This window comes from Mycobacterium sp. 1245852.3 (assembly GCF_001669335.1).
Lineage (GTDB): Bacteria > Actinomycetota > Actinomycetes > Mycobacteriales > Mycobacteriaceae > Mycobacterium > Mycobacterium europaeum_A.
Map to the genome: position 1 here is coordinate 1 of NZ_LZLL01000222.1, position 18,854 is coordinate 18,854.

The 18,854-nt window shown below is 67.3% G+C and carries 19 protein-coding genes and 2 tRNA genes; 7 read left to right on the forward strand and 14 right to left on the reverse strand.

What is annotated here, in order from left to right; genetic code table 11:
• On the forward strand, window positions 1–255 hold a 255-nt coding region (locus tag A9W96_RS09860), incomplete at its 5' end, for a homocysteine S-methyltransferase family protein (protein ID WP_197499473.1).
• A gap of 28 nt (window positions 256–283) precedes the next feature.
• Here the strand turns inward: A9W96_RS09860 and clpP2 are convergent.
• The 4 genes from clpP2 to A9W96_RS09880 all read right to left on the reverse strand — a co-directional run bounded on the left by clpP2 (window position 284) and on the right by A9W96_RS09880 (window position 3,194).
• Window positions 284–919, reverse strand: coding sequence for an ATP-dependent CLP protease proteolytic subunit ClpP2 (clpP2, locus tag A9W96_RS09865; RefSeq protein WP_066860217.1), 636 nt, complete (start codon window positions 917–919; stop codon window positions 284–286).
• Window positions 916–1,506, reverse strand: coding sequence for an ATP-dependent CLP protease proteolytic subunit ClpP1 (gene clpP1, locus A9W96_RS09870; protein ID WP_066860220.1), 591 nt, complete (start codon window positions 1,504–1,506; stop codon window positions 916–918). Before clpP1 ends, clpP2 begins: the two co-directional genes overlap by 4 nt.
• Before the next feature lie 115 nt (window positions 1,507–1,621).
• Window positions 1,622–3,040, reverse strand: coding sequence for a trigger factor (gene tig, locus A9W96_RS09875; RefSeq protein WP_066860223.1), 1,419 nt, complete (start codon window positions 3,038–3,040; stop codon window positions 1,622–1,624).
• 77 nt (window positions 3,041–3,117) lie between these two features.
• Window positions 3,118–3,194: transfer RNA gene (locus tag A9W96_RS09880), tRNA-Pro, on the reverse strand.
• A 148-nt stretch (window positions 3,195–3,342) separates the two neighbouring features.
• On the opposite strand from A9W96_RS09880, the gene A9W96_RS09885 reads away from it, so the two are divergent.
• Together A9W96_RS09885 and A9W96_RS09890 are read left to right on the forward strand one after the other, a co-directional pair.
• Window positions 3,343–3,413: transfer RNA gene (locus A9W96_RS09885), tRNA-Gly, on the forward strand.
• A 32-nt stretch (window positions 3,414–3,445) separates the two neighbouring features.
• The gene (locus A9W96_RS09890; protein WP_067139364.1) at window positions 3,446–4,636 is read left to right on the forward strand and encodes a serine hydrolase domain-containing protein; all 1,191 of its coding nucleotides are present in this window, start codon (window positions 3,446–3,448) and stop codon (window positions 4,634–4,636) included.
• Between the two features lie 62 nt (window positions 4,637–4,698).
• Here A9W96_RS09890 and A9W96_RS31350 read toward each other — a convergent pair whose 3' ends face one another.
• The 4 genes from A9W96_RS31350 to A9W96_RS09905 form a co-directional block, all read right to left on the reverse strand.
• A complete protein-coding gene (locus A9W96_RS31350) occupies window positions 4,699–4,977 on the reverse strand; it encodes a hypothetical protein (protein ID WP_197499474.1) in 279 nt (92 codons plus the stop codon).
• Window positions 4,978–5,076: 99 nt separating this feature from the next.
• The gene (locus tag A9W96_RS09895; RefSeq protein ID WP_067139367.1) at window positions 5,077–5,883 is read right to left on the reverse strand and encodes an Fpg/Nei family DNA glycosylase; all 807 of its coding nucleotides are present in this window, start codon (window positions 5,881–5,883) and stop codon (window positions 5,077–5,079) included.
• A gap of 18 nt (window positions 5,884–5,901) precedes the next feature.
• On the reverse strand, window positions 5,902–6,381 hold the full coding sequence (locus tag A9W96_RS09900) for a ribose-5-phosphate isomerase (protein WP_066860232.1): 480 nt from the start codon (window positions 6,379–6,381) through the stop codon (window positions 5,902–5,904).
• 71 nt (window positions 6,382–6,452) lie between these two features.
• Window positions 6,453–7,076: a DsbA family protein gene (locus tag A9W96_RS09905; protein WP_066860235.1), complete on the reverse strand. Its 624-nt coding sequence runs from the start codon at window positions 7,074–7,076 to the stop codon at window positions 6,453–6,455.
• A gap of 91 nt (window positions 7,077–7,167) precedes the next feature.
• Between A9W96_RS09905 and pepN the strand changes: the two genes are divergently transcribed.
• On the forward strand, window positions 7,168–9,792 hold the full coding sequence (pepN, locus tag A9W96_RS09910) for an aminopeptidase N (RefSeq protein ID WP_067139369.1): 2,625 nt from the start codon (window positions 7,168–7,170) through the stop codon (window positions 9,790–9,792).
• Here pepN and A9W96_RS09915 read toward each other — a convergent pair.
• The 3 genes from A9W96_RS09915 to A9W96_RS09925 all read right to left on the reverse strand — a co-directional run bounded on the left by A9W96_RS09915 (window position 9,789) and on the right by A9W96_RS09925 (window position 11,194).
• Window positions 9,789–10,256 (reverse strand): DUF5130 domain-containing protein, encoded by a 468-nt coding sequence (locus tag A9W96_RS09915; protein ID WP_067139372.1) that lies wholly within the window; start codon window positions 10,254–10,256, stop codon window positions 9,789–9,791. The two genes, pepN and A9W96_RS09915, sit on opposite strands and share 4 nt — an antisense overlap.
• On the reverse strand, window positions 10,243–10,479 hold the full coding sequence (locus A9W96_RS09920) for a hypothetical protein (RefSeq protein WP_066860244.1): 237 nt from the start codon (window positions 10,477–10,479) through the stop codon (window positions 10,243–10,245). The genes A9W96_RS09915 and A9W96_RS09920 overlap by 14 nt, the downstream gene beginning before the upstream one ends.
• Window positions 10,480–10,546: 67 nt before the next feature.
• Complete coding sequence (locus tag A9W96_RS09925) at window positions 10,547–11,194, reverse strand: HNH endonuclease (RefSeq protein WP_067139376.1); 648 nt, start codon at window positions 11,192–11,194, stop codon at window positions 10,547–10,549.
• A gap of 144 nt (window positions 11,195–11,338) precedes the next feature.
• Between A9W96_RS09925 and A9W96_RS09930 the strand changes: the two genes are divergently transcribed.
• The 3 genes from A9W96_RS09930 (at window position 11,339) to A9W96_RS09940 (ending at window position 14,435) form a co-directional block, all read left to right on the forward strand.
• On the forward strand, window positions 11,339–11,728 hold the full coding sequence (locus A9W96_RS09930; protein WP_066860250.1) for a globin: 390 nt from the start codon (window positions 11,339–11,341) through the stop codon (window positions 11,726–11,728).
• 38 nt (window positions 11,729–11,766) lie between these two features.
• On the forward strand, window positions 11,767–13,332 hold the full coding sequence (locus A9W96_RS09935) for a glycoside hydrolase family 13 protein (RefSeq protein ID WP_066860253.1): 1,566 nt from the start codon (window positions 11,767–11,769) through the stop codon (window positions 13,330–13,332).
• 86 nt (window positions 13,333–13,418) lie between these two features.
• The gene (locus A9W96_RS09940; protein WP_067139385.1) at window positions 13,419–14,435 is read left to right on the forward strand and encodes a pyridine nucleotide-disulfide oxidoreductase; all 1,017 of its coding nucleotides are present in this window, start codon (window positions 13,419–13,421) and stop codon (window positions 14,433–14,435) included.
• A gap of 78 nt (window positions 14,436–14,513) precedes the next feature.
• Here the strand turns inward: A9W96_RS09940 and A9W96_RS09945 are convergent, their stop codons facing one another.
• The 3 genes from A9W96_RS09945 to A9W96_RS09955 all read right to left on the reverse strand — a co-directional run.
• The gene (locus A9W96_RS09945) at window positions 14,514–15,185 is read right to left on the reverse strand and encodes a hypothetical protein (RefSeq protein WP_067139379.1); all 672 of its coding nucleotides are present in this window, start codon (window positions 15,183–15,185) and stop codon (window positions 14,514–14,516) included.
• Entirely contained in the window at window positions 15,173–15,586 is a 414-nt protein-coding gene (locus A9W96_RS09950; protein WP_067023752.1) for a thioesterase family protein, read from the reverse strand. The genes A9W96_RS09945 and A9W96_RS09950 overlap by 13 nt, the downstream gene beginning before the upstream one ends.
• Window positions 15,583–18,854 (reverse strand): NAD-glutamate dehydrogenase domain-containing protein (locus tag A9W96_RS09955; protein WP_067139382.1); only part of this gene is annotated, 3,272 nt, incomplete at its 5' end. The genes A9W96_RS09955 and A9W96_RS09950, both read right to left, overlap by 4 nt.

Genomic DNA, 18,854 nt, shown 5'->3' on the forward strand with positions numbered 1-18,854 from the left:
GGCAACACGTCCGCGATCGCGCACGCCGCGCCCGTCGGGAAACCCGTCATCGTCTACCCGAACAGCGGAGAACGCTGGGATGCTTTGCGGCGCAAGTGGATCGGCCCGTCACGGTTCGGCGCGGATCTGGCCGCGCAGTGGATCGCGGCCGGCGCCCGCATCGTCGGCGGATGCTGCCGGGTGGGGCCCGCCGATATCGCGGCGATTCACCGAGCGTGCAGTCAGGGCGAAAAATCGGGCGAAGATTCGCCGTGAGTGCACGCTCGGCGACGGGCCCGGAACGCTAGGCGGTCTGCGCCGAGAGCTTCCGGTACTCGAGCACGGTGTCGATGATCCCGTAATCCTTGGCCTCTTCGGCAGTCAGAATCTTGTCCCGGTCGGTGTCCTTGCGGACCGTCGCGGCGTCCTTGCCGGTGTGGCGGGCCAGGGTGGTTTCCATCAGCGTACGCATCCGCTCGATCTCGGCGGCCTGGATCTCCAGATCGGAGAATTGCCCCTGGATCACGCCCTGCAGCGAGGGCTGATGGATGAGCACCCGGGCGTTGGGCAGCGCCATCCGCTTGCCCGGTGTCCCGGCGGCCAGCAGCACCGCCGCGGCCGACGCGGCCTGGCCCAGGCACACCGTCTGGATGTCGGCACGCACGTACTGCATGGTGTCGTAAATCGCCATCAGCGAGGTGAATCCGCCACCGGGCGAGTTGATGTACATGGTGATGTCACGGTCGGGGTCCAGCGACTCGAGCACCAGCAGCTGGGCCATGATGTCGTTCGCCGACGCGTCGTCGACCTGGACGCCGAGGAAGATGATGCGCTCCTCGAACAGCTTGTTGTAGGGATTGGACTCCTTGATCCCAAAGCTGGAGTGCTCGATGAACGACGGCAGGATGTAGCGCGCCTGGGGCTGGGTTTCGGGGTTCACTGGGCTTCTCCATTGGTGATGTGGGCGGCGCGGGTGATGATGTGGTCGACGAAGCCGTATTCGAGGGCTTCCTGCGCGGTGAACCAGCGGTCGCGATCGGAATCCGCCTCGATGCGCTCGATCGACTGGCCGGTGAATTCCGCGTTGAGGCGGAACATCTCCTTCTTGATGACCGTGAATTGCTCGGCCTGGATGGCGATGTCGGCCGCGCTACCGGTCACGCCGCCCAGCGGCTGGTGCATCAGGATGCGGGCGTGCGGCAGGGCGAAGCGCTTACCTTTGGTTCCCGCCGCCAGCAGGAACTCGCCCATCGAGGCGGCCATGCCCATCGCGTAGGTGGCGATGTCGCACGGCGCCAGCACCATGGTGTCGTAAATCGCCATCCCGGCGCTGATCGATCCGCCGGGCGAATTGATGTAGAGCGAAATGTCCTTGTCCGCGTCCTCGGCGGCGAGCAGCAGGATCTGCGCGCACAGCCGATTGGCGACCTCGTCGTTGACCTCCGAACCCAGGAAGATGATGCGCTCGGAGAGCAAGCGCTCATAGACCGAGTCCGTGAGGTTGAGACCCTGCGAGGGCGAACGCATGTCAGTCACGACTGGGTTACCTGCTTTCTTTCAGACCTGTATTCACGACACTAACCAACCAAGGCCGCCGTTTCGCGGCACGCACCCCGCGTTCGCTCACAGCGTCACGGCGCGGTCACTCCCCGGCGTCGGCCTCGTCGGATTCGCCGGCATCAGCCTCGCCCGTCGGCTCGGCATCAGCCTCCCCCGTCGGCTCGGCATCGTCGGCCTCCGAACGCTTGCCGAAGAACTCACTCGTGTCGATGGCGTTTCCGGCGGTGTCGGTGACGGTCGCCGCCCGGATCACCTCGGCGATGGCCAGCGCCCGGCGCACATCGGCGAACATGGCCGGCAGCTGGTTGTTCTCCTGCAAGTAGGCCAACAGCTGCTGGGGCTCGATGCCGTATTGGCGCGACGTCGCGACCAGCCGCTCGGTCAGGTCCTCCTGGCCGACCTGAACCTCCAGCTCGTCGGCCAGGGCGTCCAGCAGCAGCTGCCGTTTCACGTCCGTCTCGGCGGCGGTGCGCGTCTCGGTCTCGAACTCCTCGCGGGACTTGCCCTGCTGGGCCAGCACTTCCTCGAGCTTGGATTCGTCGTGGTTGAGGCTGTGCAAGGCGTTGTGCAGGGCGCTGTCGACCTGGGCCTTGACGATCGCTTCCGGCAGCGGCACTTCGACCTGCTCGAGCAGCGTGTCGAGCGCGGCCTCCCGGATGTTCTCGGCCTGCTGGGCGCGCTTGGTCCGGCCGACCTGGTCGCGCAGGTTGGCCTTGAGCTCCTCGATGGTGTCGAACTCGCTGGCCAGTTGGGCGAACTCGTCGTCGGCCTCGGGCAGCTCGCGTTCCTTGATCGACTTGACGGTGACGGTGACCTGCGCGTCCTTGCCTGCGTGCTCGCCGGTCGCCAGCTGCGCGGTGAATTCCTTGGACTCGTCGACGGACAACCCGATCAGGGCTTCGTCGAGGCCCGCGATCAGCCGGCCCGAGCCGACCTCGTGGGACAGGCCCTGCGCGGCGGCGCCCGGAACCTCTTCACCGTCGATGGTGGCCGACAGGTCGATCGAGACGAAGTCGCCGTCGGCGACCGGGCGGTCCACCCCGGTCAGCGTGCCGAATCGGGCACGCAGAGACTGCAGTTCGGCGTCCACGTCCTCGTCGCTGACCTCGATCGGGTCCACCGACACCTTGAGCGCACCGGGGTCCGGCAGGGCGAGCTTGGGTCGCACGTCGACCTCGGCGGTGAACGCCAGCTCCTCGCCGTACTCCTTCTTGGTGACCTCGATCTCGGGCTGACCCAGCGGGTGCACCTCTGATTCGGCGACGGCCTGCCCGTACCGCGCCGGCAGCGCCTCGCTGACCACCTGATCCAGCATGGCCTCGCGACCGAACCGGGCCTCCAGCAACTTCGCCGGCGCCTTGCCCGGCCGGAATCCAGGCAGTCGCACCTGGCGGGCCAGCTCCTTGTAGGCGCGCTGGAAGTCGGGTTCGAGTTCTGAGAAGGGGACCTCCACGTTGATGCGCACCCGGGTGGGGCTCAACTGCTCAACGGTGCTCTTCACGGGTGTGCTCCTCAGTGCTCGTTCTTGGCTCGTTCTCGGTGGTCGGTGGGCCGCGCGCAGGGCGCGGCCGGTGGTGCTGGTCGGGGTGACAGGATTTGAACCTGCGGCCTTCCGCTCCCAAAGCGGATGCGCTACCAAGCTGCGCTACACCCCGCGCTGACCTCGATGATCCTAAGGCCCCTCAACACCGGGTTGGCCACGGGCTTCGCAGCGACGTCGCAGACCTCACGGAGCGATCACAAAACCGAGTCGATTAGATTTGATCTTCGTCGCCAGCTACAGTCACGCTCGACTAACTACATGCGGGCGTAGCTCAATGGTAGAGCCCTAGTCTTCCAAACTAGCTACGCGGGTTCGATTCCCGTCGCCCGCTCGGGCTAACTATCTGCTCGATAGAGAGGCGCCATGAGCGACCTGTTGACCGACGCGTTGATCCACGGCTCATGCGCGTCGGACTTCGTCGGGGTTCGCGACGCGTTCGAGCGCAATTTCACGCTGGGCAACGAAGTCGGCGCGGCCGTCGCGGTGTGGGTCGACGGGTCTCTAGTGGTCAATCTGTGGGGCGGCTGGGCCGACGCGGCCCGCACCCGACCGTGGCAGCAAAACACCCTGACCACCGTCTTGTCCGGCACGAAGGGCCTGTCGGCCACCTGCGTGCACCAGCTCGCCGACCGCGGCGAACTGGACCTGCACGCCCCCGTCGCGCACTACTGGCCCGAGTTCGCCCAGGCGGGCAAGCAAGACATCACGCTGGCGATGGTGATGAGCCACCGCTCCGGGGTGATCGGCCCGCGCACCCGGATGCGGTGGGAGCAGGTCGCCGACTGGGACTACGTCTGCGAACAGCTGGCCGCCGCCGAGCCGTGGTGGGAGCCGGGCACCGCGCAGGGCTACCACATGACCACCTTCGGTTTCATCACCGGCGAGGTGTTCCGCCGGGTGACGGGCCGGACCATCGGCCAGTACCTGCGCACCGAGATCGCCGAACCGTTGGGCGCCGACGTGCACATCGGGTTGCCGCTGAGCGAGCAACACCGGTGCGCCGAGCGGGTCAACAAGCCGCATGCCCGCGATCTGCTGGCCGACGCGAAGGCGCCGGGCTACCCGAGGAGCCTGGCCGAGCACCCCAAGGCGGGGCTGTCGATCTCGATGGGGTTCGCCCCCGACGACGAACTCGGCTCGCACGACCTGAACCTGTGGCGCGAACTCGAGTTCCCGGGCACCAACGGGCAGGTCTCGGCGCTGGGACTGGCGACGTTCTACAACGCGCTCGCCCAGGAGAAGGTGCTCAGCCGCGAGCACATGGACCTGGTGCGGGTCTGCCAGGGCGGCCTGGAGACCGACCTGGTGCTGGGGCCGCGGGTCGCGGACCACGGCTGGGGTTTGGGTTACATGCTCAACCAGCGTTGCGTCAACGGGCCGAACCCCCGCATCTTCGGCCACGGCGGGCTGGGCGGCTCGTTCGGGTTCGTCGACCTGGCGCACCGCATCGGTTACGCGTATGTGGCCAATCACTTCGACCCGACCAAGGCCAATGCGGACCCACGCAGCCTGGTGCTGTCCAACGAGGTCTACTCCGTGCTGGGAGTCATCTGACGCTCAACGCAGATGCGCCCCGCCGATTCGGCGGGGCGCATTTGGTTGCGTGACTGGTCGGATCAGGGGTGCCAGCCGGGAGGCGGCGGCGGTCCACCCGGGCCGCCCGGTCCCCACGGGCCGCCGGGGTGCGGCGGTCCCCCCGGCCCCCAGCCCGGCGGTCCAGGAGGCCCTCCGCGCCAGTCGTGGCAGTTGTTCCAGTCCCAGTTGTTGCCCCAGCCGGGATCCCACCGCTCACCGGGACACCATTGCGGGAAGGGTCCGGGGTGGGCCTGCGCCTCGGTCGCGACGCCGATGCCCGCCAAACCCAGCCCGCCGATTGCGAGAGCCGTTGCGGCCAAACGTGGAAGAGTTTTCACGGACTATGTGATACCCGCATAGATGCTTTGGCTAAACAAGTGGCGCCAGTGTTATGGGCTGAAAGTTTCCTGCCAATGCGGTCACTTCTGGCATGTCGGGCACCAGAACACGTTTCGGCCCTCCAACACCGTCGTGCGAATCGGATCACCGGACACCCGGCAGGGCTCACCGGCCCGCCGGTAGACGTAGGTCCGGGGTCGATCGGGGCGGTACGACGGCGCGCCGTGGTCGTGCTCGGGCCGCACCACGATGATCTTGCCGCGGCGCAATCCGACCTTCATCAACGCGACCAGATCGGTCCAGGCCGCGTCGAACTCATCCTCGCCGACGTCGCGGCCGGGCCGGAACGGGTCGATGCGGTGGCGGAACAGCAGCTCGCTGCGGTAGACGTTGCCCACCCCGGCCATCACGGTCTGGTCCATCAGCAGCGCGCCAATGGACCTGCGCGACTTGGCAATTCGCTTCCACGCCCAGGACGGGTCGGCGTCGCTGCGCAACGGGTCGGGGCCCAGCCTGGCCAGGACGTCGCTGACTTGGCCTTCGTCGATGACTTCGCACACCGTCGGCCCGCGCAGGTCGGTGCCGTAGCCGGCGCCGATCATGCGCATCCGCACCTGCCCGACCGCTTCGGGAAACAGTCCGTCGCCGGGCCGTTCCCATTCGGTGAAGGCGCCGTACAGGCCGAGGTGCACGTGCACGATCGGCCCGCCGGCGTAGTGATGAAACAGGTGCTTGCCCCACGCGCTGGTGCGCCGCAACACCCGGCCGTCGACCACCGCGGCCGAATCGGCGAAGCGGCCCTGCGGGCTCGACACCGCGACGGGGGCACCGGCGTATCGGCGTTGGTGCAGCCGGGCCAATCGGTGCAGGGTATGCCCTTCGGGCACGCGCAGACCTTTCCGGCGTCAGCTGGCCGCGCCGGGTACCGGCGGGGCCTGGTGGGTGCGTTCGTATTCGGCGAGTATGTCGATACGCCGTTGGTGGCGTTCGGCTTTCGACCAGGGCGTAGTCAAGAAGGCGTCGACGATGGCCAGCGCCTCGGCCACGGTGTGCATGCGACCGCCGATGCCGATCAGTTGGGCGTTGTTGTGCTCGCGGGCCAGCGCCGCGGTCTCGACGCTCCAGGCCAGGGCGCAGCGGGCGCCGGGCACCTTGTTCGCCGCGATCTGCTCGCCGTTGCCCGACCCGCCCAACACGATGCCCAGGCTGTCCGGGTCGGCCACCGTACGCGTCGCGGCGGCGATGCAAAACGCCGGGTAGTCGTCTTCGGCGTCGTAACTGAAGGCGCCGCAATCGATCGGCTCGTGCCCGGATTTGGTGAGGTGATCGATGATCTGCTGCTTGAGCTCGAATCCGGCGTGGTCAGAGCCGAGGTAGACGCGCATGCCCGCAATCCTTACACAGCCACCCGTGGCGTTGGCGGCGGCGAGGGCAAGGCGGGCAGCGCCCTACCGGTCTAGTCGAATTCGGGCTTCTCCGTGCGGCTGCGCTTGAGCTCGAAGAAGTGCGGGTAGGACGCGAAGGCCACCGAGGCGTCCCACAGCTTGCCCGCCTCCTCGCCGCGCGGGATCTTGGACAGCACCGGCCCGAAGAACGCCACATTGTTGACGTGGATGGTCGGTGTGCCGACGTCGTCGCCCACCGCGTCCATGCCGGCGTGGTGGCTCTTGCGCAGCGCCTCGTCGTAGGCGTCGCTGTTCGCGGCGTCCGCCAGCTCCGAGGGCAACCCCACCTCCGCCAGCGACTGCTTGATCACGTCGTCGAGATCTTTGTTGCCCTTGTTGTGGATCTGGGTGCCCATCGCGGTGTACAGCGGCGCGAGCACCTCGGCGCCGTGAGCCTGTTCGGCGGCGATCGCCACCCGCACCGGACCGAAGGCCTTCGACAAGCGTTCGCGGTATTCGTCGGGCAGGCCCTCGCGGTTTTCGTTGAGCACCGCCAGGCTCATCACGTGAAAGTTCACCTCGATGTCGCGAACCTTTTCCACCTCGAGGATCCAGCGCGAGGTGATCCACGCCCACGGACACAGCGGATCGAACCAGAAGTCTGCTTTGTTCTTCGCGGCGGCGGTGTCAGGCATGGCTGATCCTCTCGTTGGTGGAAAGTCCGATCTGCACAACCGTAGGCCGCTGCGTCCTGTTCCCGGTTTGCCCGACCCGTAAGTTGGACACGTGGCACTTCCGAACCTCACCCGCGACCAAGCCGTCGAGCGCGCTTCGCTGATCACCGTCACCAGCTATCAGATCGACCTCGATCTCACCGACGGTTCCGGGCCTGGTGGCCCACCCGGCGAACGGACTTTCCGCTCGATCACCACCGTGGTGTTCGACGCGCTCGCCGGCGCCGACTCGTTCATCGACATTGCCGCCGACACCATCCGCAGCGCCACCCTCAACGGGCGGGACCTGGATGTCTCCGAATACGACGAGTCGACCGGCATCCCGCTGCGCGGGCTGACCGACCGCAACGTCGTCGTGGTAGACGCGGACTGCCGCTACTCCAACACCGGAGAGGGCCTGCATCGGTTCGTCGACCCGGTCGACAACGAGACCTACCTGTACTCGCAGTTCGAAACCGCCGATGCCAAGCGCATGTTCGCCTGTTTCGACCAACCCGACATGAAGGCGACCTTCGACGTGCGGGTGGCCGCGCCTACGCATTGGAAGGTGATCTCCAACGGCGCGGCGGTGTCGGTGACCGACGGCCTGCACACCTTCGCCACCACACCACGGATGAGCACCTATCTGGTCGCGTTGATCGCTGGCCCGTACGCCGAGTGGAACGACTCCTACACCGACGAGCACGGCGAGATCCCGCTGGGGATCTATTGCCGATCCTCGCTGGCCCAATACATGGACGCCGAGCGGCTGTTCACCCAGACCAAGCAGGGATTCGGCTTCTACCACAAGCACTTTGGCCTGCCCTACGCGTTCGGGAAGTACGACCAGCTGTTCGTCCCCGAATTCAATGCCGGCGCAATGGAAAACGCGGGCGCGGTGACCTTCCTGGAGGACTACGTCTTCCGCAGCAAGGTCACCCGGGCCTCCTACGAGCGGCGCGCCGAGACTGTGCTGCACGAGATGGCGCACATGTGGTTCGGCGACCTGGTCACCATGGCGTGGTGGGACGACCTGTGGCTCAACGAGTCGTTCGCGACCTTCGCATCGGTGCTGTGCCAAAGCGAGGCAACGGAATTCACCGAGGCGTGGACGACGTTCGCCACGGTCGAGAAGTCGTGGGCCTATCGGCAGGACCAATTGCCCTCGACGCATCCGATCGCCGCCGACATCCCCGACCTGGAAGCGGTCGAGGTCAACTTCGACGGCATCACCTACGCCAAGGGCGCTTCGGTGCTCAAGCAACTCGTCGCCTACGTCGGGTTGGAGCACTTCCTGGCGGGACTGCGGGATTACTTCCGCGCGCACGCCTTCGGCAACGCCACGTTCGACGACCTGGTCGCCGCGCTGGAGCAGGCGTCGGGTCGTGACCTGTCCGACTGGGGTCAGCAGTGGCTGAAAACGACCGGGCTGAACACGCTTCGGCCGGAGTTCGACGTCGACGCTGACGGTAAGTTCACCAGGTTCGCGGTGACCCAGAGCGGCGCCGCCCCGGGCGCCGGTGAGACCCGGGTGCACCGGCTCGCGGTCGGGATCTACGACGACAGCGATTCCAGCGGAACCGGAAAGCTGGTGCGGGTACACCGCGAGGAGCTCGACGTTGAGGGCCCGGTCACGGAAGTTCCTGCGCTGGTTGGTGTTTCGCGGGGCCAATTGATTTTGGTCAATGACGACGACCTGACATATTGCTCGTTGCGGCTGGACGCCGAGTCGCTGCGCACCGCGCTGGAGCGCATCGCCGACATCGCCGAGCCGCTGCCGCGCTCGCTGGTCTGGTCGGCCGCCTGGGAGATGACGCGCGAGGCCGAGCTACGAGCACGCGACTTCGTGGCCCTGGTCACTGGCGGCGTGCACGCCGAATCCGAGGTCGGGGTGGCCCAGCGGTTGTTGCTGCAGGCGCAGACGGCGCTGACGTCCTACGCCGAGCAGGGCTGGGCGCGCGAGCAGGGCTGGCCGCAATTCGCCGACCGGCTGCTGGAGTTGGCGCGGGCCGCGCAACCCGGCTCGGATCACCAGCTCGCCTTCGTCAACACGCTGTGCTCGTCGGTGCTGTCGGCCGACCATGTGGCGACGCTGGCCGACCTGCTCGACCGCGACCCCGCCGAGTTGGGCCTGGCCGGCCTCGTGGTCGACACCGACCTGCGGTGGCGGATCGTCACGGCGCTGGCCACCGCCGGCACGATCGACGCCGACGGGCCCGCCACGCCGTTCATCGACGCCGAGGTCGAACGCGACCCGACCGCCGCCGGCAAGCGGCACGGCGCCCAGGCCGCGACGGCCCGACCCCAGTTGCAGGTCAAGGAGGATGCCTGGACGACGGTGGTCGAGAACGACACCCTGGCCAACATCACCGCCCGCTCGATCATCGCGGGCATCGCCCCCGCCGGGCAGGCCGAGTTGCTCAAGCCGTTCACCGAGCGCTATTTCGAGGCGATCTCCGGTGTCTGGGCGCGCCGGTCCAGCGAAGTGGCCCAGACGGTGGTGATCGGCCTGTACCCGCACTGGGATATCAGCGACGACGGCATCGCCGCCGCGGACAGGTTCCTGTCCGACCCCGAGGTGCCCGCGGCGTTGCGCCGCCTGGTACTCGAGGGCCAGGCCGGAGTGAAGCGTTCGTTGCGGGCGCGCCGTTTCGACGCCGGCGAGGGCTCGGCCCCCACCGACGAAGCCGGAGCCTAGGCCGGCGAAATGCCGGCGCTGAGCACGCGGATCGCGCTGACCAGGCCGTCGACCAGGTCGCCCCGTTCGAACGCCGAGGACGCCGCCGCCACCCCCAGCGGCGCGGCCGACTCGGCACCACGGCCACGGACCTGGGTGCCGTAGACCACCTCGATGACCCTCTGGTCGGGCGAGACGGCCAGCAGCACCGCGTTGTCCGGCGTCGGCACGTGGGCCAGGAGTTCGCGGGCCCGCGCGGCGGTGTCGCTGCCCAGGTCGCCCAGATAGATCGCGAACCGCGTCTTGGACGCCCGCGAGCCGAACTTCAGCGCGTCATCCACGGCGACGAGATCTTTGGTCGAGAACGGGAACTGCACCGAGAGCTTGCCGGGCTCGGTGACCCCGGAGATCCGTCCGCTGGTGGTGATGACCCAGCCGCGGGGCAGCTCGGCGGGTTCTCGCGTCGCTACCTCACCACGTGCCACTGGCGCCACCTCCAACTGAGAACTCCGACGTGCCGTGCCCACCATGTCCGCCGTGCGCGTGGCCGACGTCTTCGCCGGTGGCAGCCCACAGGATGGGCGGGTGCGTCCACTTCTCGCCCAGCTTGTAGGACGCTGGGTGCGGACCCTTGCGGGACCAGATGAGCACCGACAGCGCGACTACCAGCAACAGCGGTATTCCGACGATGAACAGGTGGAGATGCATCTGACTCACGAGCCAAACCGTATCCCACGAACCGATCTACCGGCGCGACCGGACACCGGATTGGCGGTCAGGCCGCGCCTTCGCCGAGATAGCGGGCCCAGGCGGGATCCAGTTCCTTGACCGTCGACAGCAGCCGCCAGTGTTGCCCCGTCGGCGGCTGCGGCGGCCGGCGCAGCGCCCAGCCGAGCTCGCTGAGCAGCTTGTCACCCTTGCGGTGGTTGCAGGTCGAGCAGCACGCGACGCAGTTCTCCCAGGAATGGTCGCCGCCGCGGCTGCGCGGCAGCACGTGGTCGACGGTGTCCGCCTTCGCCCCGCAGTAGGCGCAGCAGAACCGGTCGCGGTGCATCAGCGCGGCCCGGGTCATCGGGACGCGCGCGCGATAGGGAACGCGGACGTAGGACCGCAGCTGGATCACCGAGGGCACCACGATGGAGCTGGTCGCCGAGTGGATGACCGGGCCGGCCGGATCGTGGTGCACCACGTCGGCCTTGCCGCAGATCACCATGACGATCGCGCGGCGCATCGGCAGCGCGGTCAGCGGCTCGTAGGTGGAGTTCAGCAGCAGGACCCGCCGGCGACTCCAGATGGACGCGCTCTCCGAGCGGGCGGGTGGATGGATTTCAACACTGTGCAGGGACGACGCGGTTGTGGGCCCGGTTAACCCTGCCGCGGCTACCGGACTGCGGTAGCTGCGGCGTCTCTTGCCCTGCGCCATAGATCCTCCGCGAACAGTCCACCATGATTCGCCGACAATCGCACCCCTATTGCAGGTGAAACGCCGTGTCCAGCCGGTGAACAGCGGGCATGGGGTCGGGCCGGCTGGGCTCGGCGCCGCCGCGATGCACCACAATGGACGGCGATGGATCAGGTCAGCTTTTACGACGCGATCGGCGGCGCCGAGACGTTCCACGCGATCGTGTCGCGCTTTTACGCCCAGGTCCCTGAGGACGAGATCCTGCGTGAGCTGTATCCGCTGGACGACCTGGAGGGTGCCGAAGAACGGTTGCGGATGTTCCTCGAGCAGTACTGGGGCGGCCCGCGCACCTACTCCGACCGGCGCGGACATCCCCGGCTGCGGATGCGTCACGTGCCGTTCCGGATCACTCCCCTGGCACGTGACGCGTGGCTGCGGTGCATGCACACCGCCGTCGCGTCCATCGATTCGCAGACACTCGACGACGAACACCGTCGCGCGTTGCTCGACTATCTGGAAATGGCTGCGCACTCACTCGTCAACGCGCCCCTGTGAGGGCGAAACTGTCGGCCCACGAAACGAAGCGGGGTGGAATGGAGTCCAAGCCGTGGTGGTCAAGCGCGGTGTTCTATCAGGTGTACCCGAGGTCCTTCGCCGACAGTGACGGCGACGGCGTCGGCGATCTGGACGGGGTGACGGCGCACCTGGACCACCTGGAGCGACTGGGTGTGGACGCGATCTGGCTCAATCCGGTCACCGTGTCCCCGATGGCCGACCACGGCTATGACGTCGCCGATCCGCGTGACATCGACCCGCTGTTCGGCGGGATGGCCGCCATCGAACGGCTGATCGCCGCCGCGCACGAGCGGGGCATGAAGATCACCATGGACGTGGTGCCCAACCACACCAGTTCGGCGCATCCGTGGTTCGCCGCGGCGCTGGCCGCCGGGCCCGGCACCGACGCGCGGGAACGCTACTTCTTTCGCGACGGCCGCGGCGAGCTCGGCGAGCTGCCGCCGAACAACTGGGCCTCGGTGTTCGGCGGCTCGGCGTGGACGCGCGTGGTCGAACCCGACGGCAACCCCGGCCAGTGGTACCTGCACCTCTTCGATGCCGAGCAGCCCGACCTGAACTGGGAGCACCCGGACGTCTTCGACGACTTCGAGAAAACGCTGCGGTTCTGGCTGGAGCGCGGCGTGGACGGTTTCCGCATCGACGTGGCGCACGGCATGGCCAAGCCGGCCGGCCTGCCCGACTCCCCCGACGTCGAGTCCAGGGTGCTCAGCCACACCGACGACGACCCGCGCTTCAATAACCCGAGCGTGCATGACATCCACCGCGACATCCGCAGGGTGGTCAACGACTATCCCGGGGCGGTGACCGTCGGCGAGGTCTGGGTCACCGACAACGTCCGCTGGGCCGAGTATCTGCGTCCCGACGAACTGCACCTGGGCTTCAATTTCCGGTTGACCAAGATCGACTTCGACGCCGCCGAGATTCGCGACGCGATCCAGAACTCGCTGGCCGCCACCGCCCTGCAGGACGCAGTCCCGACCTGGACGCTGTCCAACCACGACGTCGGCCGGGAGGTCACCCGCTACGGCGACGGCGAGGTCGGGCTGCGCCGCGCCCGCGCGATGGCCCTGGTGATGCTCGCCCTGCCGGGTGCGGTGTTCATCTACAACGGCGAGGAGCTGGGGCTGCCCGACGTGGACCTGCCCGACGAGGTGCTGCAGGACCCGACGTGGGAGCGCTCCGGCCACACCGAGCGCGGCCGGGACAGGTGCCGGGTGCCGATCCCCTGGTCGGGTCAGGAGCCGCCGTTCGGGTTCTCCTTCTCGTCCGAGACGTGGTTGCCGATGCCGGCGGAATGGGCGACGCTGACCGTCGAAAAGCAGAGCGGTGATCCCGACTCCACCTTGTCGTTTTTCCAGCGGGCGATCGAATTGCGAAAGCGCCGTGTGGAATTCGACGGCGTGGGCGTCGAATGGCTGGACGCGGCCGGCGATGCGGTGATCTTCCGGCGGCCCGGTGGGCTGGTCTGCGTGCTCAACAGCGGCGACTCGCCGGTGCCGCTGCCGGCGGGCGAGCTGATCCTGGCGAGCGCGCCGCTGCTGGAGGGCAAACTGCCGCCGGATGCCGCGGCCTGGCTGGCGTAGCCGGCCCGGCCGCGCCGCTGCAGCCACGGTGAGCATTTCCCGGCTGACTGCTCTATATGTGGTGGATGGCTTCCTACGAGTGGACAGTGATCGGCGCCGGCCCGGCGGGCATCGCCGCGGTGGGAAGGTTGCTGGATCACGGGGTCGCGGCCGAACGGATCGCCTGGGTCGATCCGGCCTTCGCTGCCGGAGACATCGGCCAGAAGTGGCGGTCGGTGTCGAGCAACACCCACGTCGCGCTCTTTCTCGAATACTTCAACGGCTCCAAGGCGTTTCGGTTCTCAGAAGCGCCACCGATGCCGCTCAAGGAGGTCGATCTCCAGGAGACCTGTGCGCTCGGCCTGCTCGCCGAACCCTTGGTGTGGGTCACCGAGCAGCTGCGTGAGCAGGTCGACGACTTCACCGCGACCGCCACCGAGTTGTCTTTGCAGGACCGCCAGTGGCGGGTCCAGACCGAACAACGGCAGATCTTTTCCAGTAACGTGATCCTGGCCGTGGGCGCGGACCCCAAAAAACTTCGCCACGCCGATCTCGAGGAGATCGAAGTCCAGGTCGCCCTGGATCCCGACAAGCTCGCCCAGGAGCCGCTCGAGGGGGCGACGGTCGCCGTGTTCGGCTCGTCACACACGTCGATGATCGTCCTGCCCAACCTGCTGCGCCATCCCGTCAAGCGGATCATCAATTTTTACCGGAGCCCGCTGAAATACGCTGTCTATCTTGACGATTGGATACTGTTCGACGACACGGGGCTGAAGGGCCGGGCGGCGGTTTGGGCGCGGGAGAACATCGACGGGGTGCTTCCGGACCGCCTGGAGAGGTGCTGGGTGTCCAGCCCGCAATTCGCGGAGAAACTGGCGCAATGCGACCGGGTCGTCTACACCGTTGGCTTCGAACGCAGGAAGTTGCCCGAGACCCCGCAATGGGGCCAGCTGGATTACCACCGGACCAACGGGATCCTTGCCCCCGGACTGTTCGGGGTTGGCATCGCGTTCCCCCAGTACGCCGAAGACCCCTACGGGTACGGGCAGTTTCGGGTGGGCCTGAAGAAATTCATGGATTATCTCGACGCCGTCCTGCCGCTGTGGCTGCTCTACGGCCCCTGATCTTCGCGGACGGTCCCGGCCCGCGGCGGCTTTAAACTCAGCCTGATCCGTTTGCGACGTCGCCCGCGACCGGGCGCGTCAGCCCAGCAGCAGCGCGGGATCGCCGCGGCGGCGATACACCGAACCGAACCGGGCGTCGAGGCGCAACCACGTCGGCAGTATCCGGACCCGGATCAATTCGTCGGCGCCGACCGCATCAGGCGACTGCGGCAGAAAACCCATCGCGGTCAGCGCGAACACGCAGCGCATCGGCAGCCCGACCTGAACGTCGGCCGAGCTGACCTGAATGACCTCCTGGTCGAGCAGCGACACCGGCGGCCCGTGAGAACTGCTGTGCTCCTTGGCAAGTTGGGCTCCGCGTTGCGCGAGGTCGAGCATCACCCGGGCCGGGATGTCCTCGAGGTGGGTGAAGCCGGATTCCGGCGGCAACGCACCCCGCCACGCCGAATCCATCGCGAAGCCCGGATCGACATGCCCCGAGTCGTCCATCGCGGACAGGCCACGCGCCAGCGCGTCGGCGCCCACCGACAGATCGGCGGGCCGCACCTCGCCGACCACTACCCGGCTCGCCAGCACGTCGAAACCCGTTGCGACCCAGGCGGTCAGCAAACCCGGCGACCGGGTCCGGAATCGGATGATCGCGGCGTCATCGAGTCGCAGGGCGCGGTCGACGAACGCGGCCAGATCCGTGCGGTGTGCGGCCCTGGCATCGGCACTCAGCCAAAGTCCGCGGTCGGCTACCTGATCCACCGTTGTAGATACTCCCGATGCTGTGGCGAGAGTCGCACCAGGCGCTCCTCCTCGATGTGGACGGCGGCCAGTTGCGTCTCGGCGATGACGGCGGGCTTCGACGCCGGGTCCGCGGAGACCGATCGCACCTCATAGCCCAGCGTGAAGTCGACGGCCCGCAGCCGCTTGGTCCACATCGTCACCTGCAGCGGTGAATCGATCAGCCGCAGCTGGCCTTTGTAGGTCACCTTGACCTCGGCGATGAGCAAACCGATGGTCATGATGTCCACCTCGAACGCTTCGCGCAGGAACTGGACGCGCGCCTCTTCGAGGATGGTGACCATGGTGGCGTGGTTGATGTGCTGATACATGTCGATGTCCGACCAGCGCACTGGCACGGGCGCGACGAAGCCGAAGCTCAACTTGATGATCCTCTTCCACTGGTGCGGGTCATGCGACGTATTTGTCGGGCGGCGACGGACAGCGTCGCGAGATCCTTGTTTCCGCTTTCCTGGATCTCGATGAGTGTTCGGCGGGCCCGCTCGACCCGGGAGGCACTCAGGTGTTCCCACTCGGCGATCTTCTCTTCACCACTTTCATCCGGCTCGCCCACGGCGAGCACATCGAAGCACAGCGACCGCAACGAAGCATAGATGTCGTCACGAATCGCCAACCGCGCCAGAGAGTGCCAGCGGTCTCGCCGCGGCAGTTCGGATACCGCCGTCAACAGCCTGTCGGTGCCCAGCCGGTCCATGAGCGCAAAATAGGTGTCCGCGACCTCGGCGGCGTCGATGTCGTTGATGTCACCGATGTCGATGATGTCGAGCAGGCTGAAGCGGTAGAGGCCGGCGGCCACCATGTAGGCCAGGTCTTCCGGCGCGCCCTGCGAGGCGAATTCGGCGGCTTCGGACTCCACGATCGCCTTGTCGTCGCCGCGCAGCCACTCTGACATGCGCGGCGTCAGCGCCTGGACCTTGGCGGCGAACCGGTTGATCTCGGCCCCGACCGCCAGCGGCTGCGGACGGTAGTTGAGCAGCCACCGCCCGGCACGGTCGATCAGCCGCCTGGTGTCCAGCGTGAGCCGATCCGACAGTGCCACCGGCAAATTCGCCGCGCGGATGCGCCGCCAGATCTCCCCCACGCCGAAGATCGCGTCGGTGGCGACGTAGGTGCGCACCGCGTCGACCGACCCGACGCCGACGTCTTCGGTGATCCGGAACGCGTAGCTGATCCCCGCGGCGTCCACCAGGTCGTTGATCAGCATGGTGGTGACGATCTCGCGGCGCAGCTGATGCGTGCGAATCTCCGCAGTGAACCGTTCCCGCAACGGCTTTGGGAAGTACAGCGGCAGCCGGGACGCGAAGACGTCCTGTTCGGTCAGCTCGGTTTGGAGCATCTCCTCCTTGAGGCCCAGCTTCACGTGCGCCATCAAGGTGCACAGCTCCGGTGAGGTGAGCCCGATGCCGGCCTCGGCGCGGCGCCCGATCTCCTTCTCCGTGGGCAGCGCTTCCAGCTCGCGGTGGATGCCGCGCTCGTCCACCAGGTACTGGATCAGCCTGGCGTGCACGGGAAGCAGGCTGGCCGCGTTGGCGCGGCTGGTGCCGATCAGGTCGTTCTGTTCCTCGTTGTCGGTGAGCACCAGCTGCGCGACCTCGTCGGTCATCGATTCCAGCAGCGGCTTGCGCTCTTCCGGCTTGACCTTGCCCGCGGTCACCAGGGCATCGATCAGGATCTTGATGTTGACCTCGTGGTCCGAGCAGTCCACGCCGGCCGAGTTGTCCATGGCATCGGTGTTGATCCGGCCACCCGCCAGATCGAACTCCACCCGGCCCAACGCCGTCACCCCGAGGTTGCCGCCTTCGCCGATCACTTTGGCGCGCACCTGGTTTCCGTTGACCCGCACCGGATCGTTGGCGCGATCGCCGACGTCGGCGTCGGACTCGGACTCCGCCTTGATGTAGGTACCGATCCCGCCGTTGAACAGCAGATCGACCGGCGCCTGCAGGATCGCCTTGATCAGATTGGGTGGTGTCATCTCCGTGACCCCATCCTCCGAGCCGTCGATGCCCAACGCCTCGCGAACCTGGGGGCTGACCGGAATCGCCTTGTGCTCACGGCTGTACACCCCGCCGCCCTCGCTGATCAACGACGTGTCGTAATCCTCCCAGCTGGAGCGCGGCAGGTCGAACATCCGCTGGCGTTCCTCCCAGGAAGCCGCGGCATCGGGATCGGGATCCAAGAAGATGTGCCGGTGGTCGAAGGCGGCGAGCAGCCGGATGTGCTTGCTCAGCAGCATGCCGTTGCCGAAGACGTCGCCGCTCATGTCGCCGATTCCCACCACGGTGAAATCCTGCGCCTGCGTGTCGATGTCCATCTCCCGGAAGTGCCGTTTGACGGCCTCCCACGCGCCCTTGGCGGTGATGCCCATGGCCTTGTGGTCGTAACCGACCGATCCACCGGACGCGAACGCGTCGCCCAACCAGAACCCGTAGGACTTGGCGACATCGTTGGCGATGTCGGAGAAGGTCGCGGTGCCCTTGTCGGCCGCGACCACCAGGTACGCGTCATCGCCGTCGCGCCGGATGACTTCCGGTGGCGGGTTCACCTTTCCGGTCGCATGGTCGACGTTGTCGGTGACGTCGAGCAGGCCGGAGATGAACAGCTGATAGCAGGCGACGCCCTCGGCGCGGTTGGCGTCGCGGTCGGCGGCGGCGTCGCCGGTGGGCAGCGGTGGCCGCTTGAGGACGAATCCGCCCTTGGCGCCGACGGGCACGATGACGGCGTTCTTGACCGCCTGCGCCTTGACCAAACCCAGGATCTCGGTGCGGAAGTCGTCTCGACGGTCCGACCAGCGCAGGCCGCCGCGGGCCACCGGGCCGAACCGCAGGTGCACGCCCTCGACCCGGGGCGAGTAGACGAAGATCTCGTATTTCGGGCGGGGCAGCGGCAGCTCGTCGACCAGCTGGGCATCCAGCTTGATCGCTAACACATTGCGCGCCCGGGCCGAACCTTCGCGTGTCACAGAGTAATTCGTGCGCAACGTGGCCTGCACCAGCGACGCGAAGGCACGCAGGATGCGGTCGGTGTCCAGGCTTACCAGCGCGTCGATGTCGGCGGCGACCGCCGCGGCGGCCGCCTGCGCATCGCGGGTCGACGATGGATCGGGGCTGGGGTCGAACAACGCCTCGAACAGCGCTACCAGCGATCGCGCGGTCGAGGGGTGCTCGTTGAGCACCGACTCGATGTAGGACTGGCTGTAGGGGAAGTTGGCCTGCCGCAGGTACTTTGCGTAGGCCCGCAATAACACGACTTGCTGCCAGCGAAGGCCGGCACGCATCACCAGCTCGTTGAACCGGTCGATCTCGAGGCGGCCCTGCCAGATGGCGGTGACCGCGTCGGCGAACCGCTCGGCCATCGCGTCGCGCTCGGCTTGCGTCGAGGCCAGCCGGACGGTTGGGTGCGGTGAGATTTTGAACTGATAGATCCACACCGGCAGCCCGTCGGACCGCTCGACGGTGAACGGCCGCTCCTCGAGCACCACCACGCCCATGCTCTGCAGCATCGGCAGTAGCTGGCTCAGCGAGGCGGTGCGTCCGCCCAGGAACCAGGTGAGCTGGGCGGACCCGTCCTCGTTCTCGGTGAACACCAGCTTGACCGAGTTGTCTTGCAGCGCATTGATGATGGCGATGT

What these genes read in the sequence shown, in the direction of transcription:
- A9W96_RS09890 (WP_067139364.1), top strand. Translation starts at nt 3,446, where the DNA reads ATGAGCGACCTGTTGACCGACGCGTTGATCCACGGCTCATGCGCGTCG.
- A9W96_RS09920 (WP_066860244.1), bottom strand. Translation starts at nt 10,479, where the DNA reads ATGCATCTCCACCTGTTCATCGTCGGAATACCGCTGTTGCTGGTAGTC.
- A9W96_RS09900 (WP_066860232.1), bottom strand. Translation starts at nt 6,381, where the DNA reads ATGCGCGTCTACCTCGGCTCTGACCACGCCGGATTCGAGCTCAAGCAG.
- A9W96_RS09925 (WP_067139376.1), bottom strand. Translation starts at nt 11,194, where the DNA reads ATGGCGCAGGGCAAGAGACGCCGCAGCTACCGCAGTCCGGTAGCCGCG.
- A9W96_RS09905 (WP_066860235.1), bottom strand. Translation starts at nt 7,076, where the DNA reads ATGCCTGACACCGCCGCCGCGAAGAACAAAGCAGACTTCTGGTTCGAT.
- clpP1 (WP_066860220.1), bottom strand. Translation starts at nt 1,506, where the DNA reads ATGCGTTCGCCCTCGCAGGGTCTCAACCTCACGGACTCGGTCTATGAG.
- A9W96_RS09935 (WP_066860253.1), top strand. Translation starts at nt 11,767, where the DNA reads ATGGAGTCCAAGCCGTGGTGGTCAAGCGCGGTGTTCTATCAGGTGTAC.
- A9W96_RS09930 (WP_066860250.1), top strand. Translation starts at nt 11,339, where the DNA reads ATGGATCAGGTCAGCTTTTACGACGCGATCGGCGGCGCCGAGACGTTC.